Annotated in this window: 21 protein-coding genes and 1 pseudogene; 8 read left to right on the top strand and 14 right to left on the bottom strand. The window is 48.5% G+C overall.

Going from position 1 to position 22,726, the window contains the following annotated elements; all coding sequences use genetic code 11:
* Positions 1–13: 13 nt before the first annotated feature.
* The 3 genes from MESINF_RS04445 to MESINF_RS04435 all read right to left on the bottom strand — a co-directional run bounded on the left by MESINF_RS04445 (position 14) and on the right by MESINF_RS04435 (position 2,384).
* The gene (locus tag MESINF_RS04445; RefSeq protein WP_169698718.1) at positions 14–994 is read right to left on the bottom strand and encodes a lipoate--protein ligase; all 981 of its coding nucleotides are present in this window, start codon (positions 992–994) and stop codon (positions 14–16) included.
* Positions 995–1,000: 6 nt separating this feature from the next.
* Positions 1,001–1,840: a M23 family metallopeptidase gene (locus MESINF_RS04440; RefSeq protein WP_169698717.1), complete on the bottom strand. Its 840-nt coding sequence runs from the start codon at positions 1,838–1,840 to the stop codon at positions 1,001–1,003.
* A gap of 223 nt (positions 1,841–2,063) precedes the next feature.
* Entirely contained in the window at positions 2,064–2,384 is a 321-nt protein-coding gene (locus tag MESINF_RS04435; RefSeq protein ID WP_169698716.1) for a hypothetical protein, read from the bottom strand.
* A gap of 87 nt (positions 2,385–2,471) precedes the next feature.
* On the opposite strand from MESINF_RS04435, the gene MESINF_RS04430 reads away from it, so the two are divergent.
* The 5 genes from MESINF_RS04430 (at position 2,472) to MESINF_RS04410 (ending at position 8,835) form a co-directional block, all read left to right on the top strand.
* On the top strand, positions 2,472–4,337 hold the full coding sequence (locus tag MESINF_RS04430) for a glycoside hydrolase family 127 protein (protein WP_169698715.1): 1,866 nt from the start codon (positions 2,472–2,474) through the stop codon (positions 4,335–4,337).
* Positions 4,338–4,349: 12 nt separating this feature from the next.
* Positions 4,350–5,642, top strand: a complete 1,293-nt coding sequence (gene mggS, locus MESINF_RS04425; protein ID WP_169698714.1) for a mannosylglucosylglycerate synthase — start codon at positions 4,350–4,352, stop codon at positions 5,640–5,642.
* A gap of 104 nt (positions 5,643–5,746) precedes the next feature.
* Positions 5,747–6,601 (top strand): thermonuclease family protein, encoded by an 855-nt coding sequence (locus tag MESINF_RS04420; protein ID WP_169700830.1) that lies wholly within the window; start codon positions 5,747–5,749, stop codon positions 6,599–6,601.
* Between the two features lie 255 nt (positions 6,602–6,856).
* Positions 6,857–7,675 carry a hypothetical protein gene (locus MESINF_RS04415; protein WP_169698713.1) on the top strand — a complete coding sequence of 273 codons (819 nt, stop codon included), beginning with the start codon at positions 6,857–6,859 and terminating at the stop codon, positions 7,673–7,675.
* Positions 7,676–8,001: 326 nt separating this feature from the next.
* Positions 8,002–8,835: a hypothetical protein gene (locus MESINF_RS04410; protein ID WP_169698712.1), complete on the top strand. Its 834-nt coding sequence runs from the start codon at positions 8,002–8,004 to the stop codon at positions 8,833–8,835.
* A gap of 60 nt (positions 8,836–8,895) precedes the next feature.
* Here the strand turns inward: MESINF_RS04410 and MESINF_RS04405 are convergent, their stop codons facing one another.
* From MESINF_RS04405 to MESINF_RS04365, 9 genes and pseudogenes are all read right to left on the bottom strand, one after another.
* Positions 8,896–9,537 (bottom strand): peroxiredoxin, encoded by a 642-nt coding sequence (locus tag MESINF_RS04405; protein ID WP_169698711.1) that lies wholly within the window; start codon positions 9,535–9,537, stop codon positions 8,896–8,898.
* Between the two features lie 115 nt (positions 9,538–9,652).
* Positions 9,653–9,976, bottom strand: coding sequence for a hypothetical protein (locus MESINF_RS04400; protein ID WP_169698710.1), 324 nt, complete (start codon positions 9,974–9,976; stop codon positions 9,653–9,655).
* A gap of 839 nt (positions 9,977–10,815) precedes the next feature.
* Positions 10,816–12,086 (bottom strand): annotated as a pseudogene (ltrA, locus tag MESINF_RS13765) (group II intron reverse transcriptase/maturase).
* A 196-nt stretch (positions 12,087–12,282) separates the two neighbouring features.
* Positions 12,283–12,420 (bottom strand): hypothetical protein, encoded by a 138-nt coding sequence (locus MESINF_RS04390; RefSeq protein WP_169698557.1) that lies wholly within the window; start codon positions 12,418–12,420, stop codon positions 12,283–12,285.
* 528 nt (positions 12,421–12,948) lie between these two features.
* Complete coding sequence (gene ltrA, locus MESINF_RS04385; protein WP_169700828.1) at positions 12,949–14,217, bottom strand: group II intron reverse transcriptase/maturase; 1,269 nt, start codon at positions 14,215–14,217, stop codon at positions 12,949–12,951.
* Between the two features lie 196 nt (positions 14,218–14,413).
* Positions 14,414–14,551, bottom strand: a complete 138-nt coding sequence (locus MESINF_RS04380) for a hypothetical protein (RefSeq protein ID WP_169698557.1) — start codon at positions 14,549–14,551, stop codon at positions 14,414–14,416.
* A gap of 518 nt (positions 14,552–15,069) precedes the next feature.
* A complete protein-coding gene (gene rbr, locus MESINF_RS04375) occupies positions 15,070–15,660 on the bottom strand; it encodes a rubrerythrin (RefSeq protein ID WP_169698709.1) in 591 nt (196 codons plus the stop codon).
* 128 nt (positions 15,661–15,788) lie between these two features.
* Positions 15,789–16,727, bottom strand: coding sequence for a cation diffusion facilitator family transporter (locus MESINF_RS04370; protein ID WP_169698708.1), 939 nt, complete (start codon positions 16,725–16,727; stop codon positions 15,789–15,791).
* Positions 16,717–18,159, bottom strand: coding sequence for an alpha-amylase family glycosyl hydrolase (locus tag MESINF_RS04365; RefSeq protein WP_169698707.1), 1,443 nt, complete (start codon positions 18,157–18,159; stop codon positions 16,717–16,719). The genes MESINF_RS04370 and MESINF_RS04365 overlap by 11 nt, the downstream gene beginning before the upstream one ends.
* Positions 18,160–18,294: 135 nt before the next feature.
* Here MESINF_RS04365 and MESINF_RS04360 point away from each other — a divergent pair, with 135 nt between their 5' ends.
* Entirely contained in the window at positions 18,295–19,344 is a 1,050-nt protein-coding gene (locus tag MESINF_RS04360) for a type IV pilus twitching motility protein PilT (RefSeq protein ID WP_169698706.1), read from the top strand.
* Positions 19,344–20,426, top strand: a complete 1,083-nt coding sequence (gene prfA / locus MESINF_RS04355) for a peptide chain release factor 1 (protein WP_169698705.1) — start codon at positions 19,344–19,346, stop codon at positions 20,424–20,426. Before MESINF_RS04360 ends, prfA begins: the two co-directional genes overlap by 1 nt.
* Before the next feature lie 24 nt (positions 20,427–20,450).
* Here prfA and MESINF_RS13635 read toward each other — a convergent pair whose 3' ends face one another.
* Positions 20,451–20,684, bottom strand: a complete 234-nt coding sequence (locus MESINF_RS13635; protein ID WP_231936862.1) for a hypothetical protein — start codon at positions 20,682–20,684, stop codon at positions 20,451–20,453.
* Between the two features lie 17 nt (positions 20,685–20,701).
* Positions 20,702–21,646: an MFS transporter gene (locus MESINF_RS04350; RefSeq protein WP_231936861.1), complete on the bottom strand. Its 945-nt coding sequence runs from the start codon at positions 21,644–21,646 to the stop codon at positions 20,702–20,704.
* Positions 21,647–21,977: 331 nt separating this feature from the next.
* Here MESINF_RS04350 and MESINF_RS04345 point away from each other — a divergent pair, with 331 nt between their 5' ends.
* Positions 21,978–22,718: a GntR family transcriptional regulator gene (locus MESINF_RS04345; RefSeq protein WP_169698704.1), complete on the top strand. Its 741-nt coding sequence runs from the start codon at positions 21,978–21,980 to the stop codon at positions 22,716–22,718.
* The last annotated feature ends 8 nt before the right edge of the window (positions 22,719–22,726 follow it).

The following is a 22,726-nucleotide window of genomic DNA, read 5'->3' as shown; positions in this document are numbered from 1 at the left end:
AGAACCTCGAGTCTTACAGTTCCACCTGGTCGAACCACTCTAAAAGATCGGCACGTTCCTTATTTTCCGGGAGGCTGGCAAGGGCTCTTGCCAGGCTCTTTCTGGAAAACTCTATATCTTTCAGAGAAGCTCTTAGCGATTCTATGAAATCCAAGTCCATAGAATCGGAATAAACCACCGCTTCTCTTATCATTCCCTTTCTGACGTTCAATCCTATCTCTATTCCGCCCCAGGCAAAGCGGTTTTCGATCCCGAAGTCAAAATCAGGACTCTTTCCTAGAAGCCATTCTCGTGATGAATACTTTGCGTAAAGAGTACGGACTTCTTCCCGAGAGGCAATTTCATTGTAATTAAGAATCCTGTCTATATGACCGTACTCCTCTATAAAGCCGTTGTACATGGCCCTTTTCATTATATCTATCGTCAGATCGGGTTTAAGATCTTTTAGGTTTACCACTCTAGAAGCGACTGATCTGACGCCTTTAGATTCCATTTTCGCCTTCGAGACGTTCAGATACATCGAAAGCTTGCTCATATCGACGTCTATAAGCACCGTTCCATGGTGATACGATGCCTGCCGTCCATGATAGAAGGCGTTGCCGGAAAACTTCTTGCCCTCGGCCAGAATATCGTTTCGTCCACTGAAGCTTGCTTCAATCCCAAGACCCTTAACTGCATCGACTATTACTGCAAGCTGCCTGTGCAGATTGTATTCTGACCTGGGAAGCAGGAAAGTGAAGTTAAGATTTCCCAGATCATGATAGACGGCTCCGCCGCCCGATAACCGCCGGGCGAGTTTACCGCCGTCCCTCTCAAGGCTCTCTATACGGCACTCTCGCCAGGCGTTCTGGTTACGCCCGATTACCACGGTATGGGCGTTCTGCCACAGATAAAGCACGTTGTTATCGCACGCGTAAGTGTCGAGCAAATATTCTTCTATCGAAAGATTCAACCATGGATCGAAAGAGTTCGACTCTATGTAAGCGGTCTTCAAGGTTTCTTATTTACCTCCGAGTCCGAGAGAGCCCGGCTCTTTTCTCACGTACATATACTGACTGCTGGACAGGTAACTCCTCGGATCTTTACACTGGTCTTTGGAATCGATTATCTCGAAATGCAAATGCGGACCGGTTGCCCTGCCGGTTTCTCCTACCCTGCCGATCAACTCTCCTCTGGCGACCCGCTGTCCCGAATAGACACTTATGTGACTCAGATGGGCATAACGTGTCTTTGAACCATCGGCGTGTAGAATAATTATGTTCAGGCCGTAACCACCGTTGTCGGCAGCTTCGATCACCGTCCCGTCTCTGGCCGCGAAAACCGGCGCACCCTGCTGAACAGCGATATCCAATCCAGAGTGAAAGGTTGAAGTACCGGTGAAAGGATCCTTTCTCCAGCCAAACTCAGAGGAGATCTTTCCGTAAACCGGCCAGGAATACTGAGTGCTTATGTTCACGTTGCTGCAAACACTCACGGCTTCCAAAGGAATGAACAGTCTCTGACCCGTGAAGATCTTAGAAGAGTAACTCAGCCCATTGGCCTTCATTATGTCTTCAACCAGAGCGAAAAAAAGCTTGGCGATATACTCCAGAGAATCGCCCTCCTGAACGTCGTAGAAGAAACCGTCTCTTACGGGAATGTAGATCGCCTGACCCGATTCGAGACATCTGGGATCATCTATGCAGTTGAAGTCGAGAATCGTACTGATTCTGATGTTGTAATCCCTGATGATGTTGAATAATTTGTCGCCGGGCTCTACAAGATAACGAACATAGCTGTTACCGAGAGCGGTGCAAAGAAAAACGAGAATCACAAGAAAGATAAGTCCTTTTACTCTCATCTGAAACCCCCAAACCTTCAGTCTTGTTATGACTCGCAAAATGTAAAAATAGAAAATGATGATAAAATAATACCATAAACTCCCTTTCTAAAAGCAGGCAAACCAGGATAATTCACGGGCCGAAAAAACACAAACACTGTTCATCATTAAAAAAAGACAGGCATAAACTCAGGTAAAAAACTCATTAAAGTATGACGCTTTATAGAGTTCTCACCCCAAGCTCCTAAAGAACCTCTTCAATGGTGGGCAGAAGACCCAGTTGATCTCCCGCTTTTACCTTTCCATCAACTCTCAGGAACTCACCCTGTTCCGTCTTTATCTTTCTGACCTGTTCCATCCTCTTCCACTCGCCTTTTTCATTTTTAGCAATCGTACAGAAAACGAAAACATCGCATTTTTCAAGGATCTGCTCGCGAGTCCACTCTTCGTTGAACTCATGCGACTCTCCAATGTTTGGATGAATGAGTGCGGCTTCCAGAAGCCATGTTCCCTTTCTGTCAGCGTAGCTTGCCGCCGTGACCCAGTAATCTATCTTTTCAAACATCTTCATCCCCTCCATCAAAAGCATACATAAGTTATAGTCTTTTCTGCTACTCTAGAAGGGAGAGCGTTTTTTGGGGAGGTGTGAAGGGTGACTTTTATAAACGATACGTCTCGATCATCTAGAGCTCAAGTCAGGCCACTGGCACTGGAGAGGGTGAAACTGGGCGGTTTCATGGGCAGGTACAACAACATCATGAGATCCAGAACACTGATCTCCCAGTACGAGTTGCTGGAATCCACCGGTAGGCTCGACAATTTCAGGAGGGCCGCGGGTAAGATCGAAAGAGATTTCCAGGGCTTTTTTTTCAACGATTCCGATGTTTACAAATGGCTCGAGGCCGCTTCTTATGCTCTCATCGATAACGACGATCCCGAACTAAGAGAGAAGATAACCCTGACGATCGATGTTATTCGAGATGCGCAGAATGCGGGAGACGACGGCTATCTGAATACCTATTTCACTTTCGAAAAGGTGTCCGCACGCTGGACGGATTTCAAAAACATGCACGAACTGTACTGTGCCGGGCATCTTATACAGGCCGCGATCGCCCACCGCCGGGTCACGGGGAGCGAGGATCTCTTCGCAGTCGCCCTGAAATTCGCCGACCATATCGTCAAGATGTTCGGCAAAAACGGGCGCGAGACAACCACGGGCCATCCAGAACTGGAGATGGCGCTCGTTGAACTTTACAGAGAAACCGGAACGAGGGAATACCTTGAACTCGCATCGAGACTTATAGATAACAGGGGAAAGGGGCTCGCCGGAGGCGATGAATACAGGATCGATCATGTACCGTTCAGACAACTGAAAGAGTTGACTGGCCACGCGGTGAGAATGCTTTACCTGGTGGCCGGCGCCGCCGATGTTTTCCTTGAAACAGGTGACGAGACGCTTCTGGCAGTTATAGATCGCCTGTGGGCCGATCTGGTTGGTAGAAAGATGTACATAACCGGTGGAGTCGGTTCCAGACACGAAGGGGAGGCTTTCGGGGAAGCTTTCGAGCTGCCCAACAGGAGAGCGTACACCGAGACTTGCGCGGCCATCGGGAGTTTCTTCTGGAACTGGCGGATGTACATGATATCCGGTGATGGCAAATACCTCGATGTAATGGAGAGGACTCTCTACAACGGCGTTCTTCCCGGGATATCCCTCGACGGGTTAAAGTACTTTTACGTGAACCCTCTGGAGGATATAGGGAACCATGAGAGAAAGGAATGGTATTCCTGTGCCTGCTGTCCGCCAAACATAGCCAGGGTGCTGACCTCTTTCGGAGGTTACATGTACGGGCTCACTCTGGACGAGATAAGGGTGAACTTCTACGAAACGAGCGAGGCCGTCATACCTTTCAGAGATGGAGAAATCAACATATCTCAGAAAACCGGCTATCCTCACGATGGAGAAATCGAACTCACGGTCTCAACGGATCTGGATATGCAGCTTTCTATACTGTTGAGGGTACCAGGCTGGACGGAGGGCGAATTCGACCTTCAAATAGACGGTATAAAACAGAAGGCGAAGGTTGAAAAGGGTTTCATAAAACTCACCGACAACTGGAAGGGGAAGACCACAATACTCCTCGATCTACCTATGGAGATCAACATGATTGCCTCCAACCCGATGATCAGGGAGAACACATACAAAGTCGCCATTGAACGGGGTCCGCTGGTTTACTGCGCAGAAGGAACGGATAATGAGGGGTTCAGCGTTTGGACTCTGTCCGTGCCGGTGAAAAGAGGTTACGACGTACAGATGAACGAAGAATTGCCCGGTGGATACATGGCTATCTCTGGAAAAGGGATCGCTTATGATCTCGATGAATGGGAAGAGGCTCTCTACAAGCCGCTGGCTGCCGTCAAGAACAAAGGCAGAAACGTGCGTTTCACTCTCATACCGTACTACGCCTGGAACAACCGTGGAAGCTCGCCAATGTGTGTCTGGTTGCACGTTCACTGAGAGGTACGAGTTATGAGAATTGGATTGATTCACTACAGAGCCGGACTCATGGATGGAGTCTCTCTAGAGATGGAGAAATGGCGCGCCGTTCTCACGGGCATGGGGCACTCCGTTGAGATCGTGGCCGGTAATTCCTGTCCGGGAGTCGATATAACCATTCCGGGTATAGAATACAACGACGTGAGAAACCTCGCTTTGAACGAAAGGTTGTACGAAAAAGGAGAAATAGAAACTCAGGCGCTCTTTGAAGAAATCCATGAGCGAAGCGAAGAACTTCTTCGCGATTTCGATAGAGAACTCTCGCGTTTTGATCTACTCGTTCCCAACAATATCTGGTCGCTCGGCTGGTCTTTGCCCGCTGGACTGGCCCTTTATATGTACGCCAGAGACTCCGGCAAACCCTTAATCTCGCATAACCACGACTTCTGGTGGGACAGACCTTACTATTCGAGCCCTCACCCCGGAGTCGTCGAAATTCTTGAGAGGTACTTTCCGCCCTCTCTGGAGAACGTATCTCATATAACTATAAACTCTATCTCCGCCGGTGATCTCCTGAGAAGAAGAAAGCTCCGCGCGACTGTAGTGCCGAATGTTATGGATTTCGCGCAACAGTCCTGGACGTCCTGGGAAAAGAATCTTCAGCTTAGAAGGCTTGCCGGTATCGCCGAGAACGACGTAGTCTTTCTTCAGGCTACCAGGGTCACGGAACGCAAAGCCATAGAACTTGCCGTAGAACTGGTGGCCAGGTTCAACTCCCTCTCGCACGTGCTGAAGGGCAGGAGTCTCTACACGGGTCGGGAATTTTCGGGAAGGGCTCACCTGGTTCTAACAGGCCTTACGGAGAAGCGATCTCTCGGATACAGGGAAAAAATCGACGCTCTTGCATCAAAACTGGGCGTGAACGTTGTAGATCTTTCCTATCACTGTTGTGAAACGCAGGAAGAGTTCTTCCAGTCCTACAGTATCGCTGACATAGTAACCTATCCCAGCATACTTGAAGGGTGGGGCAATCAGCTCCTGGAAGCCATGTTTGCACGCAAACCCGTCGCGCTTTTCAAATATGCTGTCTTTAAAAGCGACATCGAAGACAGTGGACTTTCCTTCGTGGACCTTGGAGACAGCTATATTTTGGAAGAGGGACTCGTAAAAATCTCCGAAGAAGCGTTTAACAGGGCCATCAAAAACCTGGTCGATTTACTTTTCAACCGCCAAAAATACCTGGCAACAACCGAAAACAACTTCTCCATAGGGAGTGAAAAATTCGGTTACGGAGCGCTAGAAGGAATTCTCAGAGAACTCCTCTAGTTGCAGTTCCTTGTGAATAGTCGTCGCTATGCAATTGACACTTTAGGAGGCAGAGGCCTCCAAACAGACTAAGAGAAGGTGACAAAACGAAACACGTCCGGCATATCGTCAGAGTTTCTATTTTTATAGCGCTTTTCGTCGTTCTTTCTCTGTGCGGTTGTAAAACCGATGGGTTAACGACCGTAACCGAAGTCATAGACGGCGATACGATAGTCGTAGAATCTCTGGAAGCCAGCGTACGGCTTATCGGAATAGACGCTCCGGAACTCAGGGACGGCAGCAAACCGGCCGGCCAGTACGCCCAGGAGGCCAGGCTTTTCATTCTTGAAAGTTTAAAGAAAGGGAACTCTAAAGTCAGACTCGAACTCCACGGGAAGGACAGTTACGGGCGGAACCTGGCCTACGTCTTCACTCCCGACGGAAAGATGCTGAACACGGAGCTCCTGCGCAACGGACTCGCCAGACCCCTTACTTATGAAGAGACCTCCCACTACAACGACAAGATCGTATCGGCGTATCATGAAGCTTTCAAGAACAGGAAGGGAATCTTCAGCTCTTACAACACCCTCAAAACCGTTGAAGCCTCAAAGATCAAAGACAATCTTAAGCCTTACAGCCAGGGTGGATTCCTGGGAAAAATTGTTTGGGTAGAATTTCTCGTCACCGATATATCAAGGCTTTCTATAAGCGGTAAGGACATAATAGTTAAAATCCGACAGGAAGAAGCCGATCTCTTCATGCCGGAGGGATTCGATTTCAATAAGCTTTATCGAAAAACGGTGAGAGTTTACGGAGAAGTCTGGGAGGACAGCTCGGGAAAGGCATCGATACTCCTCAGAGATCCGGCCATCGAGATCGGTAATATCTCAGATTTCGTCTATCAAAGATCGAACATCGCCGATATTGTTTATGCAGCTCGATTTTTTAAGCTTTTAGAGAACATTCTCTTTTATCTTTAGTGAACCCAATACTTCAACTCGAGAATATTTTAATCCCTGACCCCATATATTCAAATATCCATGCTTAATTGTTGATTTATTCGCGATAAGTTCAGGTTCATTTTCTCGTTTAGTATGTCCCTTATTGGCTAATACAATCCATGTTAACCCGAAAGACTCTCTATCTTATTCACCAAAAGAAAATTGCGGGAATATACTTCACCCAAGAACGATTCGAGCCTGCAAAGGAGGCTTCAATCTTCGGGAGGTGACGTTATGAAGAAACTGCTTTTGATTTCCACCCTTGTGATTTTCGCGCTCTTACTGACTTCATGCTGGCCGGGGTCAATACCTCTGGTTCCTAAAACCCTGCTGATCGATAACACTCATTCATCCAGTGGCGGAGGCATTACGAGAATAGTACAGGCTTTTCAGGCAAAAGGTTATTCGGTATTCTACTCTTCTGTAGTAGGCTTCAACCCTCAAGAATACGGCGCCGTGCTGATATCGGCACCGGAAGTGGCATATACAAACACCGAAAAATCCAAGTTGAGCAATTTACTCAGTCTCGGAGGCAAGATCATAATATTGAGCGAATGGTACAGCTACTACAACAGTGCCCCTTTGAACGCAATCACTTCGTATCTGGGGGTGAATATCTCGTTCAACAACAATCTACTTCTGGATAACGTCAACAACTACAAAAGTCATACCGATTGGGTAACGACCACCAAATTCGAAGCACACACTCTCAGCGTGGGTCTGAACAAGATAGTGTTCTTTGCCACCTCAACTCTCAACGCGGGGGCAAACACGTCGATTGTTGCCAGAGCCGAAGCCACTTCCTACACTCCCGCCGGGATTTCACCTGAATTCTCTGAGGCCAGCAGTGTGGAGAGCGGTGTTCAAAGTGAAGGGTTCTCATCGCAGGATGTTATCATCTCAGTTCCGCTCGTGGTTGCCGCGAGAGTCGGGAGCGGCAAAGTTGTGGCTCTGGGCGACAGCGATATTTTCAGCGGAGATGGTAACTTGCCGGGCGCTTATATCGATCAACTGGACAACTTGAGATTGCTTCAGAACATCATAAACTGGTGATAATGGTCTCGGTCATCAACCGGCCTTCGGGCCGGTTTTTTTACGATTGATGCGCCATTATGGTTGCAGATTTCCTATGAAAGCGATAAAACTCAGATATATTTAACACTCGAGTCGTAGCTTGTGAAACCGAAAAAAGGAGTTCATACCTACATCTTGGATACAGTCAATAGTTTTTTTCCAAAAGCATGTGCCTAAAAGAGCCATTTTAATTACTTAGTCCGATAAAATCACCTGAAAGACTCGACATCTTATTTTAAGTATAGATACTCGAGTCCTAGGATAGTCTTGACCGGAGATGATTTTATTCAAATGGAGGTGATTTCATGAAGAGAATTGTCTTTTTCGGTGTTGTCGTTATACTTGTAATTGCGCTTGCTTCATGCTGGCCGGGGTCAATACCTCTGGTTCCTAAAACCCTGCTGATCGACGATATTCACAACAACGCTATCGGCGGATCCTTCAATATTCTTTTCGCGAAGTTCATTCAAGAGTTCCAGGCAAAGGGCTATTCAGTGAGTCTGGCATCGAGTGTGGGATTTTCCCCTGAAAACTATGGAGCCGTTCTCATCGCAGTGCCCGAGCTCACATATACTGCAGCCGAAAAAAACAAACTATCGAGCCTGCTCAGCCGTGGAGGAAAGATAATACTTCTGGGTGAATGGTACAGCTATTACAACAACGCCCCAATGAATGCCATTACCGCGGCAATAGGAGTCAACATATCCTTCAACAACAACGAACTTCTGGACAACACGAACAACTACGATGGCACAACTTACTGGGTAACGACAACGAAGTTCGAAACACATCCGTTGAGTACAGGATTGAGCAAGATAGTGATCTTTGCGGGGTGCACGCTGAACGTTGGCGCCGGTGCCAGTATAGTGGCCCGGGCGGAAGCTACATCCTATACCGCAAGTGTCGATACTGTACACTTTTCTGCCGAATCATCTATAGGAGTTTCACAGGAAGAAGGATACGATTCTCAAGTCATAATATCGGTACCGATAGTTGCCGCGGCAAGAGTTGGAGTTGGAAAGGTCTTCGCGGTTGGCGACACGAATATCTTCGGCAATGAACCTGGGTCGTACGTGCCGGGAGACTATATCGACATATTCAACAACAAAAAGCTTCTCCAGAACATAATCGATTGGTAGAAGGTGCCACTCTCTAAAAAAAGAAGCGGGCATTATGCCCGCTTCTCTATTTGATTGTTCTTAAAGACTCTTGTGGCAGAACCACCAGTCGTAACAGCCTTCCTTGTTCTTTCTCTCTTCGGCCGTCTTGACATCTGACGCGGGCGGGATTATCACATGATCGCCTACCAGGTCGCTGTTTGGCCAGTCGGCAGGAAGCGCTACGCCTTTGCCGTCAACTACATGGAAGCCTTTTACCATTCTCAGTATCTCATCCATGTTCCTTCCGAGTTCCTGGGGGTAGTAAAGGATCGCTCTGATCTTTCCCTTGGGATCTATTATGAAGACGGCCCTGACGGTGTTAGAACCCTTTGCCGGATGTATGAGACCCAGTGTCTTGCCAACTTCGCCCATATCGTCGGCAATTATCGGGAACTCGATCTTGACTCCGAGCTTTTCTTCAATCCATTCGGCCCATTTGATATGTGAAAAGACCTGGTCTATGCTCAGGCCGATGAGTTCACAGTTCAATTCTCTGAAAGCCTCGTATCTCTTCTGAAAACCGACGAACTCCGTGGTACAAACAGGGGTAAAATCTCCCGGATGGCTGAAAAGCACGAACCACTTACCCTTGTATGCTTCGGGTAAATTCATAACCCCGTGTGTTGTCTTGACCTTCATCGCTGGAAAGTCTTCACCGATCAATGGAATTCTTCCTTCCATAAAGCACCTCCTATTTATAATAATTATAATCTGTAATATCTTGATTATATATGTCTTTACATTTCATGTCAAGCATCAATAACAAAAGGGCCTTTCGGCCCTTTTTTGTATCTCTTCAACAGAGTAGATATGGATTCTGCTCATTATCTGGATAAATGTAAGAACTGACTACTCTGTAATCTGGGAACTTTTCTTCCAGTGCTTTTGAAATGATTGTCAGGTACTCGTTGATTCTCGGGATTACTTCTTCAAAGGAACACTCGCCTTTCAAGGCCATGATCTGCACCTCGAGGACACTGCTGTCCTCTGCCTTCATGTTGAGAGCATCCCCCCGGGCTCCCAGGAGCAACTTCTTTGAGAGCGTCTCGAGTATCATTTTCAAAGCTTCTGTGGATCTACTTTCCGAAACAGTGTACCTCAAATCGCATACAATGTACATGGCGCTCCCTCCTTCGTCTGGTTTCTTCAGTAATGTTTGTAACTAACACAGGAAGGTACCTAACGGTAGATCCGCATTTCTGGAAAAGCCTGTTTTGAAAGACCGAAAATCTGAGAATTTGACCCGAAAAAGCCTGATCCGGTTTGAATATTATACTCCATATACTGATTACGGAGGTTACTCATACATTAGAGCGGTTAATCGTTCCGACGCTGCGCGTCCAGGTTCCTGGTAAACCTGAGGTCAGAGGCCAGAGGTGTGAGGTGTGAAAAGCGTTAAGATCTTGATTTTCTAACCTCTTCAGGGTCATCCCGTAGTGCTCTTATACGGGATCTCGCTCCGGCTCTTTCTGAGGAGGAAAGACCGGGATGCCGGATCGGGGTCCGGCATGACGGGAAGGGAGGAAAGACCGGGGTCCTGACTAGGAGCACGTCAGGATGACGTGAGGGGATTGTCATCCCGTTAACCACCCCACTCATGTCATCCCGTAGTGATCCTATACGGGATCTCGTTCTTTAGTGCCCCCATCCTGTCATCCCGTAATGGTTCTATACGGGATCTCGTTCCTTAACGTTGAAAGAGCAGATTCTGAGTCAAGCTCAGAATGACGTCAAGCGAGTCCGGCATGACGGGAAGGGAGAAAGACCGGGATCCTGACTAGGAGCACGTCAGGATGACGTGAAGGGAGAGTCTGTCTTGAAATGCTCCCCCGCACTGTCATCCCGTAATGGTTCTATACGGGATCTCGCTCTTTCGCTCTTATGAAGGACCATCGAGTAGGAGAGGGGCGGAGCCCCTCGTCCTCTCACAGAACCGTGCGTACGGGGCTCGTACACGGCTCATGGATCGAGTATCGGATACTTCGACAGGGGATGATAGTACGATGTCATATCGAATAAGTTCATCTCTTCAAAGAACCTGTTGGGAATGGCGTAATTGACTGCTTTTGTGTGAGAAGAGCGCCATTTGTTCATTCTCAAATTGACTTTCTCTTCCCATCCAGCCCTTCTAAGGACTCTGTTCAGTTTCTTTGTGCTCTTCCACTGGTGTAGTATGATGGCTCTAAGCCTTCTCCTTATCCAGCTCAAAAGCCCTCTCAAGGTAGATTGTAAGTCTACTATCCTGAAATAGCTGGCAAATCCTCTCAACAGTGGATTTAGCTCTTTCACTATTTCCTTTACCGGTGTGCTCTGGTTCCTTCTTGTAAGTCCCTTGACCTTTCCCTTGAACCTTTTCAATCTGGATTTCTCTATCCCAACTCTCTCGCCTTTTATTTCGAAGCCAAGAAAGTGAAAGCCCTCCTCCAGTGTTGTGATTCTCGTCTTGTTTCTGTTGACCTTGAGCTTCATGTCAATCTCCAGTATGTTGATCGCGATTGCCAGAAACTCTCGGGCTTCTTCCTGGGTTTTCGAGAAGATTAATATGTCGTCTGCATATCTGACTATCCTTATTCCTCTGGCTTTCATCTTCTGGTCGAACTCGTCCAGGTAGATGTTCGCCAGCAGGGGACTTATTACACCACCCTGTGGACTGCCAGTTTTCTGTTGCCTTTCCAGACTCCATCTTCCATTACTCCGCTCTTCAGCATTGCGCGTATGAGTTTGAGTATCTTTCCATCACTCACTCTCTCTGCTACGGAGTCTATTATCTTCTCATGATCCAGAGTGTCGAAACATTTGCTCAGGTCAAGTTCCACTACATTGCACAGACCGTATTTGGATGCAAAAGCTTTCGCCTTCTCCACCGCCTGCCAGGCATTTCTTCCCTTTCTGTAACCGTAACTGGAGGGATGGAATCTTTCCTCGAATATAGGTTCCAGTATCTCCTTGAGAGATTGTTGTACCACCCTGTCTCTCACAGTAGGTATTCCCAATTGCCTTGTTTTACCATCTGCTTTTGGGATTTCTACTCTCCTGAGTGGCATGGGCATGTACTCACCGCTCTTGATTTCTTCGGATAATCTCTCGATTTCTTCAAGGAGTTTCTCCCCGAATGATTTTACGGTTACTCCGTCTATCCCAGGAGCTCCTCTGTTGGAGTTTACCCTGTGATAGGCTTTCAATAGGTTCTTCTTCGAATAGACTTTGTCGATTAGACTGTAATACTTCATCTCTTTCTCCTGCATGCTCCCTTCCAACAGCTCCAGCCTCAGATATTGTTGCGACAATTAATGACTGGCTTCTCTACCCTCCCGGGAATATGTACCTTGTCTTTAACTGTCTGACCTAAGTCTCTTCACTGTCTTCCGATCACATTTCTTCGATCCTTCTCCCCTTCGCAAGTGATGGAGCCTTTCGACCTCCTCATCACCCCCTTGGCTTATAGCCAAGGTCCCTTCTCCTTTCGGAGAGGTTCTTCACTACTACGGGTTCATCTGCCATCCTCCTGAGCTTTCCCTTAACTTGGATCTCCTCCTTGCTAACGGTTACCCCTTTCGGACTCATGAGGACTTCCCCGGGTAAGATACACCACTTTCATCCGAATCCTGCCATCCGAACCTTTACAGCTGGAGTCAGGGCTTTCCCTTATCTCGCAGGGTTACCCTCTGTAACGGCCATCTCTGGTTCACTTTCGTTCAGTTCCGGACTTTGCCTCGGGCTTCCTTCAGATTCACCGTTACCAGTGACACCCTTGCCTCTGGCTAATGCTTCTTTGACTCCCCACATTCGGGTCTTTCACCCTATAGTTGTGTACCATGCCGGGCGCACGAGATTCTGAGTCAAGCTTAGAATGATGGGAAGGAAGAAGGACCGTCATCCCGTAATGATCCTATACGGGATCTCGCTCAGAAGAGCCGTCCTTCGTTGTTCGTCCCAGATCATGGACCCGTCCTTCGTGCAGTTCCTCGTTCCGACGCTGCGAGTCCAGGCTCCTCGTTCCTGGTTCAAGACAGAGGAAAGAGCGATCGAGTAGGAGAGGGGCGGAGCCCCTCGTCCTCTCACAGAACCGTGCGTACGGGCCTCGTACACGGCTCATGGATCGAGTATCGGATACTTCGACAGGGGATGATAGTACGATGTCATATCGAATAAGTTCATCTCTTCAAAGAACCTGTTGGGAATGGCGTAATTGACTGCTTTTGTGTGAGAAGAGCGCCATTTGTTCATTCTCAAATTGACTTTCTCTTCCCATCCAGCCCTTCTAAGGACTCTGTTCAGTTTCTTTGTGCTCTTCCACTGGTGTAGTATGATGGCTCTAAGCCTTCTCCTTATCCAGCTCAAAAGCCCTCTCAAGGTAGATTGTAAGTCTACTATCCTGAAATAGCTGGCAAATCCTCTCAACAGTGGATTTAGCTCTTTCACTATTTCCTTTACCGGTGTGCTCTGGTTCCTTCTTGTAAGTCCCTTGACCTTTCCCTTGAACCTTTTCAATCTGGATTTCTCTATCCCAACTCTCTCGCCTTTTATTTCGAAGCCAAGAAAGTGAAAGCCCTCCTCCAGTGTTGTGATTCTCGTCTTGTTTCTGTTGACCTTGAGCTTCATGTCAATCTCCAGTATGTTGATCGCGATTGCCAGAAACTCTCGGGCTTCTTCCTGGGTTTTCGAGAAGATTAATATGTCGTCTGCATATCTGACTATCCTTATTCCTCTGGCTTTCATCTTCTGGTCGAACTCGTCCAGGTAGATGTTCGCCAGCAGGGGACTTATTACACTACCCTGTGGACTGCCAGTTTCTGTTGCCTTCCAGACTCCATCTTCCATTACTCCGCTCTTCAGCATTGCGCGTATGAGTTTGAGTATCTTTCCATCACTCACTCTCTCTGCTACGGAGTCTATTATCTTCTCATGATCCAGAGTGTCGAAACATTTGCTCAGGTCAAGTTCCACTACATTGCACAGACCGTATTTGGATGCAAAAGCTTTCGCCTTCTCCACCGCCTGCCAGGCATTTCTTCCCTTTCTGTAACCGTAACTGGAGGGATGGAATCTTTCCTCGAATATAGGTTCCAGTATCTCCTTGAGAGATTGTTGTACCACCCTGTCTCTCACAGTAGGTATTCCCAATTGCCTTGTTTTACCATCTGCTTTTGGGATTTCTACTCTCCTGAGTGGCATGGGCATGTACTCACCGCTCTTGATTTCTTCGGATAATCTCTCGATTTCTTCAAGGAGTTTCTCCCCGAATGATTTTACGGTTACTCCGTCTATCCCAGGAGCTCCTCTGTTGGAGTTTACCCTGTGATAGGCTTTCAATAGGTTCTTCTTCGAATAGACTTTGTCGATTAGACTGTAATACTTCATCTCTTTCTCCTGCATGCTCCCTTCCAACAGCTCCAGCCTCAGATATTGTTGCGACAATTAATGACTGGCTTCTCTACCCTCCCGGGAATATGTACCTTGTCTTTAACTGTCTGACCTAAGTCTCTTCACTGTCTTCCGATCACATTTCTTCGATCCTTCTCCCCTTCGCAAGTGATGGAGCCTTTCGACCTCCTCATCACCCCCTTGGCTTATAGCCAAGGTCCCTTCTCCTTTCGGAGAGGTTCTTCACTACTACGGGTTCATCTGCCATCCTCCTGAGCTTTCCCTTAACTTGGATCTCCTCCTTGCTAACGGTTACCCCTTTCGGACTCATGAGGACTTCCCCGGGTAAGATACACCACTTTCATCCGAATCCTGCCATCCGAACCTTTACAGCTGGAGTCAGGGCTTTCCCTTATCTCGCAGGGTTACCCTCTGTAACGGCCATCTCTGGTTCACTTTCGTTCAGTTCCGGACTTTGCCTCGGGCTTCCTTCAGATTCACCGTTACCAGTGACACCCTTGCCTCTGGCTAATGCTTCTTTGACTCCCCACATTCGGGTCTTTCACCCTATAGTTGTGTACCATGCCGGGCGCACGGGATGCCGGATCGGGTCCGGCATGACTTAAGGTTGAAGTATCTCCAATCTACTTCGAAATCCAGCAAGACACCTAGTGATACGCTCACAATCTTCACAGGCTATATAACTTTTTTAAGGCAATGAATTTGTACATTTTATTCGCCTGTGTTATGTCAAACCTGGGCAGATCATTTAAAATCATCGAGCCTGACTTTTCCAAAAAAAGACCCGGTAGCGATTCACCGGGTCTTTTCGTATGGTTTGGTTCGATCTCAGTAAGTCTCGCAGAAAAGCTCGAAGTAGCTTTTCGGGTGTTTGCAGGCCGGGCATATATCGGGCGCTTCTTTGGCCTCGAGAATATAGCCACAGTTCCCGCATTTCCACAATACTTTCTCTTCCCTCTTGAAGACTTTGCCCTTCACGACGTTATCGAGTAGCTTCAAGTACCTGGCTTCGTGTCTGTTCTCGACCTTAGCGATCTGTCTGAAGCTGTTGGCGACATCCTTGAAGCCTTCCTTTTCGGCCACATCGGCAAATTCTGGGTACAGTATAGTCCATTCTTCGTTCTCTCCGGCCGCCGCGGCCTTGAGATTCTCTTTGGTGGTTCTCAGCTCTACCGGGTAGTCGGCATCGACATGTACCGTTATCGGCAGTTCGCTTGCCATTCCTTCAAGGATGTGTTTGAAAAATACTTTCGCGTGCTCTTTCTCGTTATCGGCAGTCTCGGTGAAGATCGCGGCTATTTGCTCGTAGCCTTCCTTTTTCGCGACGGAAGCGTAAAACGTGTAGCGATTCCTCGCCTGTGATTCTCCCGCAAAGGCCTTCATAAGGTTTTCAAGTGTTTTTGTGCCTTTAAGATCCATTTATTCACCCCCAGGTTTGAGATATTTTTTGGTTTTCTTGTCAGCTCGGTTGAATTTGAGATGGAAATCATTACTCTTTTAGTATATTATAAATTTACTTTGTTTTGTTCGATGGATCGGCTAGATCGTTAATTCTTATCTTCAAACTGACCGGCCGAGTCGATTCCAAAGTTTTCGTTTTCAACGTTTCCGGCCGGTTCCATATGGACATGTACATCGTACACACTCTCATGACCTTCAATTATCGCCTTTTCTACGTTCTTAGCCAGCGTGTGCGCCTTCTTCACCGTGAGCAGCGGATCCACCTCAATATCCAGATCGACAAGGTATTTGTGCCCCATTTTTCTCACCCTTACCTTGTGAGGGTTCTGGACGCCGGGAATTTTGGAGACGGCTTCGAAGATTATATTGTATATATCGTCACCGGGTTTGAGACCGTCCATGAGCTCGAAGTTGGTCTCCCAGAATAGTCCGACGGCCGTCTTTATAACCATGGCAGAAACGGCCAGGCCGACAAGCGTGTCGATTATCTGGAACCCCGTGAGGCTAACCAGAATGGAACCGAAAAGAACGGACAGAGATATTATTATATCCGATCTCATGTTCAGGGCATCGGCCTTGAAGACCGATGAGTCGATTTTTCTGGCTATCGCCAGCTTGTATCTGTAGAGTGCGTACTTCCCGATCGCCGAGATCATAGCCACCGTAACCACGAGCGGTAGATTCTCAACCGACGAACTTCCCGAAAACAGCTTCTCGATAGAACTCATAGCCAGTTGAGCGCCGGCGAAAAAGATAACCATCGATACTATCTTCGAGGCTACGGCATCGGCTCTCTCATGACCGTACGGGTGCTGCGCGTCTGGTGGCTTATTGGAGACCGATGTCGATACCAGAGTGATCAGCGACGTCAGTATGTCCGTCGATGAGTCTATACCGTCGGCCAGTATCGCGACGCTTCCGGTGAAGAAACCGGTCAACAACTTCAGAACTGCCAGAATGGCGTTGCCCACTACGCCGATTATCGATCCGATCCTCGCTGTCGAGGCCCTGTCTTTATTCTCCATCTAACACCTCTATCGCGCTCGAGAGGCCCGCCATACTCCACCTGCCCCTTTGCTTTTCCAGTCTTCCATTTATTACTACAGGGGTTCCGGTCGTGTCGAGCGTCGCTCTAGAATTGCCTGTGTTATGGTACAAAATAGCGTTTCCTTTGCTCCCGTGGAGGTTGATCCTTACCAGATCCTTCTTTCTGCTTATGCTTTTGATCGTGGTGAACCTTAGCCAGGGATTATCCCTCCTGAATCTCAGTATGTTTTTGAAGCGCTCGAAATAGCTACCAGCGATACCGCTCTGCGCCTGGATGGATACGCCGCCGTGCGGGCGGTTCTTTCCCAAAGCCTTCCATTCGGTCTGGTCGGGTCCATAACCGTTTTCGTACCAGAGGAACGGTTCCAACTGTTCTTCGTTGAAGTACTCGTCGTAAACCCCTTCCATTCCCAGCTCTTCTCCGTAGTACAGAAAGGGCAGTCCCGGGAGAGTGAGCAGTACCGTAAGCGCCAGAAGAGCCAGATCCCTGTCGCCATTCATGGAGCTGACGAGCCTTGTCATATCGTGGTTGGTCAGGAAAGTACCAGACTCGTAACTACGCTTGGATCTGAAAAATCTCTGCATGTCCGTCTTCAGAGCCTTTACGAGCGATTCGGCGTTCCTGGAAGCTATCGCCAGCTTCAGATCTTCGGCCAGGGGGAAGTTGAAACCGATCCCGAAGATGCTCGAGTACATATCCACGATCCTGGCGTCGTCCCAGACCTCGCTAACGAAGAGACAATCGGGGGAGATCGCGCGACAGTGTGAAGTCATCTCCTTCCAGAAGGCGATGTTCCTACTGTGCTGGTACTCGCAAATACCCTTCTCGATGGAGAAATCGAAAATGTGTTTGGCCGCGTCGAACCTGAAACCATCGAATCCCACAGAAAGCCAGAAAGTCAAAACCTCTTTTATCTGTTGCCATAGAGAGGGCGACTCGAAATTGAGATCGGGACTCCCCGGTCCGAAGAGCGCATATACCCACCGGCCCGAGTAATTCGACCAGACCTGTTGATTGTCCCAGTGGCGGCGCGCCTTAAGCCACTCTTCACTTTGCAGAAAGAGGTACCAGTCGCAGTACGGTTTCTCGCCGTCCAGAGCCTTCAAAAACCATTCATGGCTGGGTGATGTGTGGTTGAGCGGGAGATCAAGGATCACTTTGAGATCTCTTTTGTGCGCGCCGTAAAGGAAGTTTCTCAAGTCCTTCAGATCTCCATAAATCGGATTTATGGCGAAGAAATCCGTTACGCTGTACCCATGGTAAGCGGGAGATTGCATTATGGGAAGCAGCCAGATTCCTTCCATCCCAAGTTCGGCTATGTAGTCGAGCTTCTTTTCGGCTCCCTTCAGGTCGCCTAACCCGTCGCCGTTTCCGTCGCAGAAGGAACGGAGATAAAGCTCATAAAACAAAGTTCTTCCCTCCAGTCAGTGTGGACTAATTTGGACCGGTCAACTCAACATTAGAATCTTACATCTTATCACGGTTGTTGGATTATTTCTTGTGATAAAATTTTCTCTAGCCCCGGTAGAAGGAGATGGAATCGAATGTTGATTGAAGAGTTGCTCGGCAAGGGCGAAAAGATGAACGCCAGCGATGTTCACATAACCTGTAGAGGAAACGTCATGTATAGGGTTGATGGCGAGCTGGTCGAGGATATTTTTATTACGGACGATATAATGATGAGGAAGATCCTCTCAGAGCTTCAGAGTCTCACCAACGAAAAGTTCGAAGAGTCGGAAAAGAAAGAGATCGATTTCTCTTTCGGATTTGGTTCTTCGCGGGTGAGAGGCAATTTTTTCTATTCAAACAAGCTGCCGGCACTCGCGCTAAGGCTAATACCCAAAACGATAAGAACGCTCGACGATCTCGGATACCCGGAGCTATTCAAGGAATTCTGCAAGCCTGACAAAGGGCTGGTTCTGGTGGCCGGTCCCACCGGAAGCGGTAAATCGACGACACTGGCCGCCATGCTGGAGAATATAAATCGCACCAGGCATGTTCACCTCATAACCATAGAAGATCCGGTCGAGTACGTCTTCGAGCAAAAGAACGCGTTGATCCATCAGAGAGAGCTAGGACCTGACACACAATCCTTTTACAACGGCCTGAAGTACGCTCTCAGGCAGGACCCCGACGTGATTCTCGTTGGAGAAATGCGAGACAGCGAGACCATGGAGCTGGCCATGACCGCCGCCGAGACGGGGCATCTGGTCTTCTCCACCATACATACCAATTCTGCGGCTACGACACCCGAAAGAATCGTCGGCGTTTTTCCGCCCCACCAGCAGAACCAGATATCCATGCAGCTGGCCAACACCTTGATGGCCGTCGTTTACCAGAGGCTTCTAAAAAGACGCGACGGTAAGGGAAGAGTCGCCGTCATAGAGATCATGGTGGTTAATCAGGCCATAAGGAATCTCATACGTGAACAGAAATTCCACCAGATAGAGTCAATGATGCAGGCCGGAGTGAAATTCGGTATGGTCACGTTCGACGACGCCCTTGTGGAGATCTTCAAGAAGGGGATAATAGACAAAGATCAGCTTTTGTCCTACGCTAGGGACGCCAGTTCGATGGCCAGGAGGAGTTTTTGATGAATCTCGAAAAGATCATGGAAGTCTTCCGGGAAAGATTCAAAGAGGTCGAGGCCCAACTTTCAAGGCCCGAAATCGCCTCCGATCCGGAAAGACTTATGGAATACGGCAAAAAACATGCCGAGCTCTCCCAGATAATCGAGCTTCACGGGAGGATAGAGATCATGAAGAGAGAACTCGACGACTGGAGCGAAATGAAGAACAGCAGCGAAGAGGAAGAGCTCGAAGAGATAGAGAAAACCATCGATGAATTGAACGTGAAGATCGCGACAGAAGAGCGCAATCTCAAGTCGCTTCTAGTTCCTGATCTGGCCGACGACAGGAACATAATAATAGAAATCAGGGCGGGAACGGGCGGCGAAGAGGCGGCCCTTTTCGGCTCCGATCTCTTCAGAATGTACAGCCGCTACGCGGAGCGCAACAACTGGAAGTCTGAAGTTATAGAAGTGAGTGAAACAGATCTCGGCGGCCTCAAAGAGATCATCTTCCAGATAAAGGGTCGGAGCGTTTACAGCAAGCTCAAATACGAGAGCGGCGTTCACAGGGTGCAAAGAGTGCCCACAACCGAATCCGGCGGGAGAATACACACCTCGACCGCCACAGTGGCGGTACTCCCCGAAGTCAGCGAGACAGAGGTAAGGATAGAGCCTTCCGATCTCAGGATAGACACGTACAGGGCCTCGGGGGCCGGCGGGCAACACGTAAACAAGACCGACTCGGCCGTCAGGATCGTCCATATCCCCACCGGAATAGTGGTGGCGGTGCAGAAGGAACGATCACAACACCAGAACAAGGCCCGGGCGATGGAGCTGTTGAGGGCAAAACTGTACGACATGTACAGCTCGAAGGCCGAGAGTGAAGTAACCCAGACCAGAAGATCACAGATCGGCACCGGAGAGCGGAGTGAAAAAATCCGGACCTACAACTTCCCGCAGAACAGAGTGACCGACCACCGGATCAATTTCACCAGTTACCGCCTCCTGGATATAATGGATGGAGATATAGAGGAACTTGTCACTGAACTCTCCGCCGCCGATATAAACAAGAGGCTCGAACTCCTTCACAAAGAACTGGTGGGTTGAGCCATGAACGGTCGAGTGTGAAGGTCACATTTCGAGCTTTGCCAGAACCCGCATGTTCAGCCCGTAAAGAAACGACCCGACAGCCGCAAGCGAAATGAAGGCGATGCCGAAAGAAAAGGTGTCGGCCATCTTTCCGAACGACGAGAAAATGACTATCATGACTACGCTGAAAACCATGCTGGAAAACGAGATGATCGTCGCTCTGTACTGCGATGGAATGAGTCTGTTTATGTAATCGCTGCTGGTCACAAAGAGCATGGCTTCAAACATTGATATTAGAATGAAAAGGGTGCCTTGAATGGGGCCAGGGCGAGCGCCCATATAGAAATCACTGCCGCCAACGGCAAAACGATGAGCATCCTCTTCTCTCTGAGCAGCGTCTGGAGTTTGTGAACCTTTGAGGCCGTCACTCCCGCTGCAAGAGAGCCGATAGCGAGCAACACCCCGATCTGGAATTCACTCATTCCCTCGCCCTTCCAGAAGTTCTGCATATAGAAGAAAATACAGGTGCAAAAGGCCAGCATGGTTTGCGTAAAGAGAATCAGGAAGGCCACCTTTCTGGTCTTCGCGATCACGCCGAAGCTATCCGCAATCTGCCTTGCAAAACCCTTCAGGCTACGCTTTGGCGAAAATCCGGTCGAATCCGAGTCTATCGGCGGTTCAACGAAAAGCAAAGAGTAGCCGATGGTGAAGGTTATTATCGCCGCCGACACCCAGAAGGCAAGGTGATAATCGAGAGTTCCGAGGAGACCTCCGACGAGGAAGGCCACGATCGATGAACACTGAAAGATGGCCTCCTGTTTTCCTGCAATTCGCATAAACTCTTCGCTCTTTCCGAGATATTTCAGTGAATCGTAGACTAGAGCCTCTCCCGAACCGGATTCTAGATTGTATGAAAGGGCAGAAAACACCATGAAAAAAAGAAAATGAGTGAAATCGCTGGAGGCTATCAAAATCAGAATGCTTGCAAGAGACATGCAACGTCCCAGGGCACGGCTCAGTTTTCTTCCGAAAAGATCCGCGATCGAACCGGTAGGTACCTCCATAGCCAGCGAAGTGACGTGGAATATGCCCTCCAATAATCCGATCTGCGTCAGGCTCATTCCCTTGAAGGCCATATAGATCATCCACAGGCCGCCAGACAGCCTGAGGTTCATTAAGAAAGAGAATACGTAGTTCCTGCGTATATTTTTTTCCATTCCAACAGCCAGTTTATCCATTCAAAACCTCTCCTAAAATAAAAAGGCCGTGACTCCCGTCACGGCCTTGTATACTGATGCTTTGAGGCGGTTTAAGCTCCGGTACCGAGCCTGACGAGGTAGCATTCACCCACGGAATCGGCAATTCCGCCGAGGATCGCTCTTCTGTGAGCCTGGATAATATCCAGCATGAGATGCCACCTCCTCTTTATCCGAGAGAAATTATACACTCCGTACGGGTGATTATGTATATAATTTTCCATTCGACATCACGAAAAATATGCAAGAGTCCAGAGAATTCTGATATAGTATTGTTGTAGGACATCCTACATCTTGATCGGGAGGGTTGCATATGTCTCACATTCCCGTAGAGAACCGCGGTCACAGCTCTTTGATAAGCGTTATTCAAAACGAACTCAAGACCAGGATAGTTAACGGAGCCTTCAAGCCGGGAGAGAAGCTTCCTTCCGAGCCGGAACTCGCAATGGAGCTGGGGGTGAGCAGAAACTCCTTGAGAGAGGCGATCGGTCTTCTCCAGAGAGAGGGCCTTCTGGTGAAGCGTCATGGTGTGGGCAACTTCGTGACCGACAGGTATCCGTTGATCCGTGGAGGAATTGAACGACTTGCCGGGATCACTGAGTTCATAAGGGCGCAGGGGTTCAAGGCCGGAAGTAAAATCACCAGATTCGAGCTCCTGGAATGCCCGGGTGAGATAGGCCAGAAGCTCGATACAGAACCGTGTGAAAAGATCTTCATAATGGAGACGATCAAGTACGCCTCAGAAGTGCCGGTAGCGCTCTGCGTAGATTTCATTTCCCGTTCGATCGCCGGGAACATCGATCCGGACAGGATTCACAACTCCATCTTCGACGGTTTGAGGGATCACTACGGAGTGGATATAAGGTACGCCGAGTGCGATCTGATACCTATGACCGCTGGAGAGGAGTTGACCGGAAAGCTCTCCGTAGAGACCGGAACGCCGGTTCTGCTGCTGGAGCAGATACATTACGATTCGCAGAACAGAAGGGTCCTGTACTCCAAAAGTTATTTCCCTGTCGGTAAGTTCACTTTCAAGTTGATCAGAAGGCGCTAAGATACCAT

The organism is Mesotoga infera, assembly GCF_900157305.1.
Classification (GTDB): domain Bacteria; phylum Thermotogota; class Thermotogae; order Petrotogales; family Kosmotogaceae; genus Mesotoga; species Mesotoga infera.
This window is presented reverse-complemented; position numbering and strand designations above follow the sequence as displayed.

Excerpts from the sequence above, each read along its gene's own strand:
- rbr (WP_169698709.1), bottom strand. The coding sequence starts at position 15,660 with ATGGATCTTAAAGGCACAAAAACACTTGAAAACCTTATGAAGGCCTTT.
- MESINF_RS04345 (WP_169698704.1), top strand. The coding sequence starts at position 21,978 with ATGTCTCACATTCCCGTAGAGAACCGCGGTCACAGCTCTTTGATAAGC.
- MESINF_RS04435 (WP_169698716.1), bottom strand. The coding sequence starts at position 2,384 with ATGTTTGAAAAGATAGATTACTGGGTCACGGCGGCAAGCTACGCTGAC.
- MESINF_RS04350 (WP_231936861.1), bottom strand. The coding sequence starts at position 21,646 with ATGGATAAACTGGCTGTTGGAATGGAAAAAAATATACGCAGGAACTAC.
- MESINF_RS04360 (WP_169698706.1), top strand. The coding sequence starts at position 18,295 with ATGTTGATTGAAGAGTTGCTCGGCAAGGGCGAAAAGATGAACGCCAGC.
- MESINF_RS04440 (WP_169698717.1), bottom strand. The coding sequence starts at position 1,840 with ATGAGAGTAAAAGGACTTATCTTTCTTGTGATTCTCGTTTTTCTTTGC.
- MESINF_RS04400 (WP_169698710.1), bottom strand. The coding sequence starts at position 9,976 with ATGTACATTGTATGCGATTTGAGGTACACTGTTTCGGAAAGTAGATCC.
- ltrA (WP_169700828.1), bottom strand. The coding sequence starts at position 14,217 with ATGAAGTATTACAGTCTAATCGACAAAGTCTATTCGAAGAAGAACCTA.
- prfA (WP_169698705.1), top strand. The coding sequence starts at position 19,344 with ATGAATCTCGAAAAGATCATGGAAGTCTTCCGGGAAAGATTCAAAGAG.
- mggS (WP_169698714.1), top strand. The coding sequence starts at position 4,350 with ATGAGAATTGGATTGATTCACTACAGAGCCGGACTCATGGATGGAGTC.
- MESINF_RS04380 (WP_169698557.1), bottom strand. The coding sequence starts at position 14,551 with ATGAGTCCGAAAGGGGTAACCGTTAGCAAGGAGGAGATCCAAGTTAAG.
- MESINF_RS04390 (WP_169698557.1), bottom strand. The coding sequence starts at position 12,420 with ATGAGTCCGAAAGGGGTAACCGTTAGCAAGGAGGAGATCCAAGTTAAG.
- MESINF_RS04405 (WP_169698711.1), bottom strand. The coding sequence starts at position 9,537 with ATGGAAGGAAGAATTCCATTGATCGGTGAAGACTTTCCAGCGATGAAG.
- MESINF_RS04370 (WP_169698708.1), bottom strand. The coding sequence starts at position 16,727 with ATGGAGAATAAAGACAGGGCCTCGACAGCGAGGATCGGATCGATAATC.
- MESINF_RS13635 (WP_231936862.1), bottom strand. The coding sequence starts at position 20,684 with ATGCTCTTTGTGACCAGCAGCGATTACATAAACAGACTCATTCCATCG.
- MESINF_RS04415 (WP_169698713.1), top strand. The coding sequence starts at position 6,857 with ATGAAGAAACTGCTTTTGATTTCCACCCTTGTGATTTTCGCGCTCTTA.
- MESINF_RS04410 (WP_169698712.1), top strand. The coding sequence starts at position 8,002 with ATGAAGAGAATTGTCTTTTTCGGTGTTGTCGTTATACTTGTAATTGCG.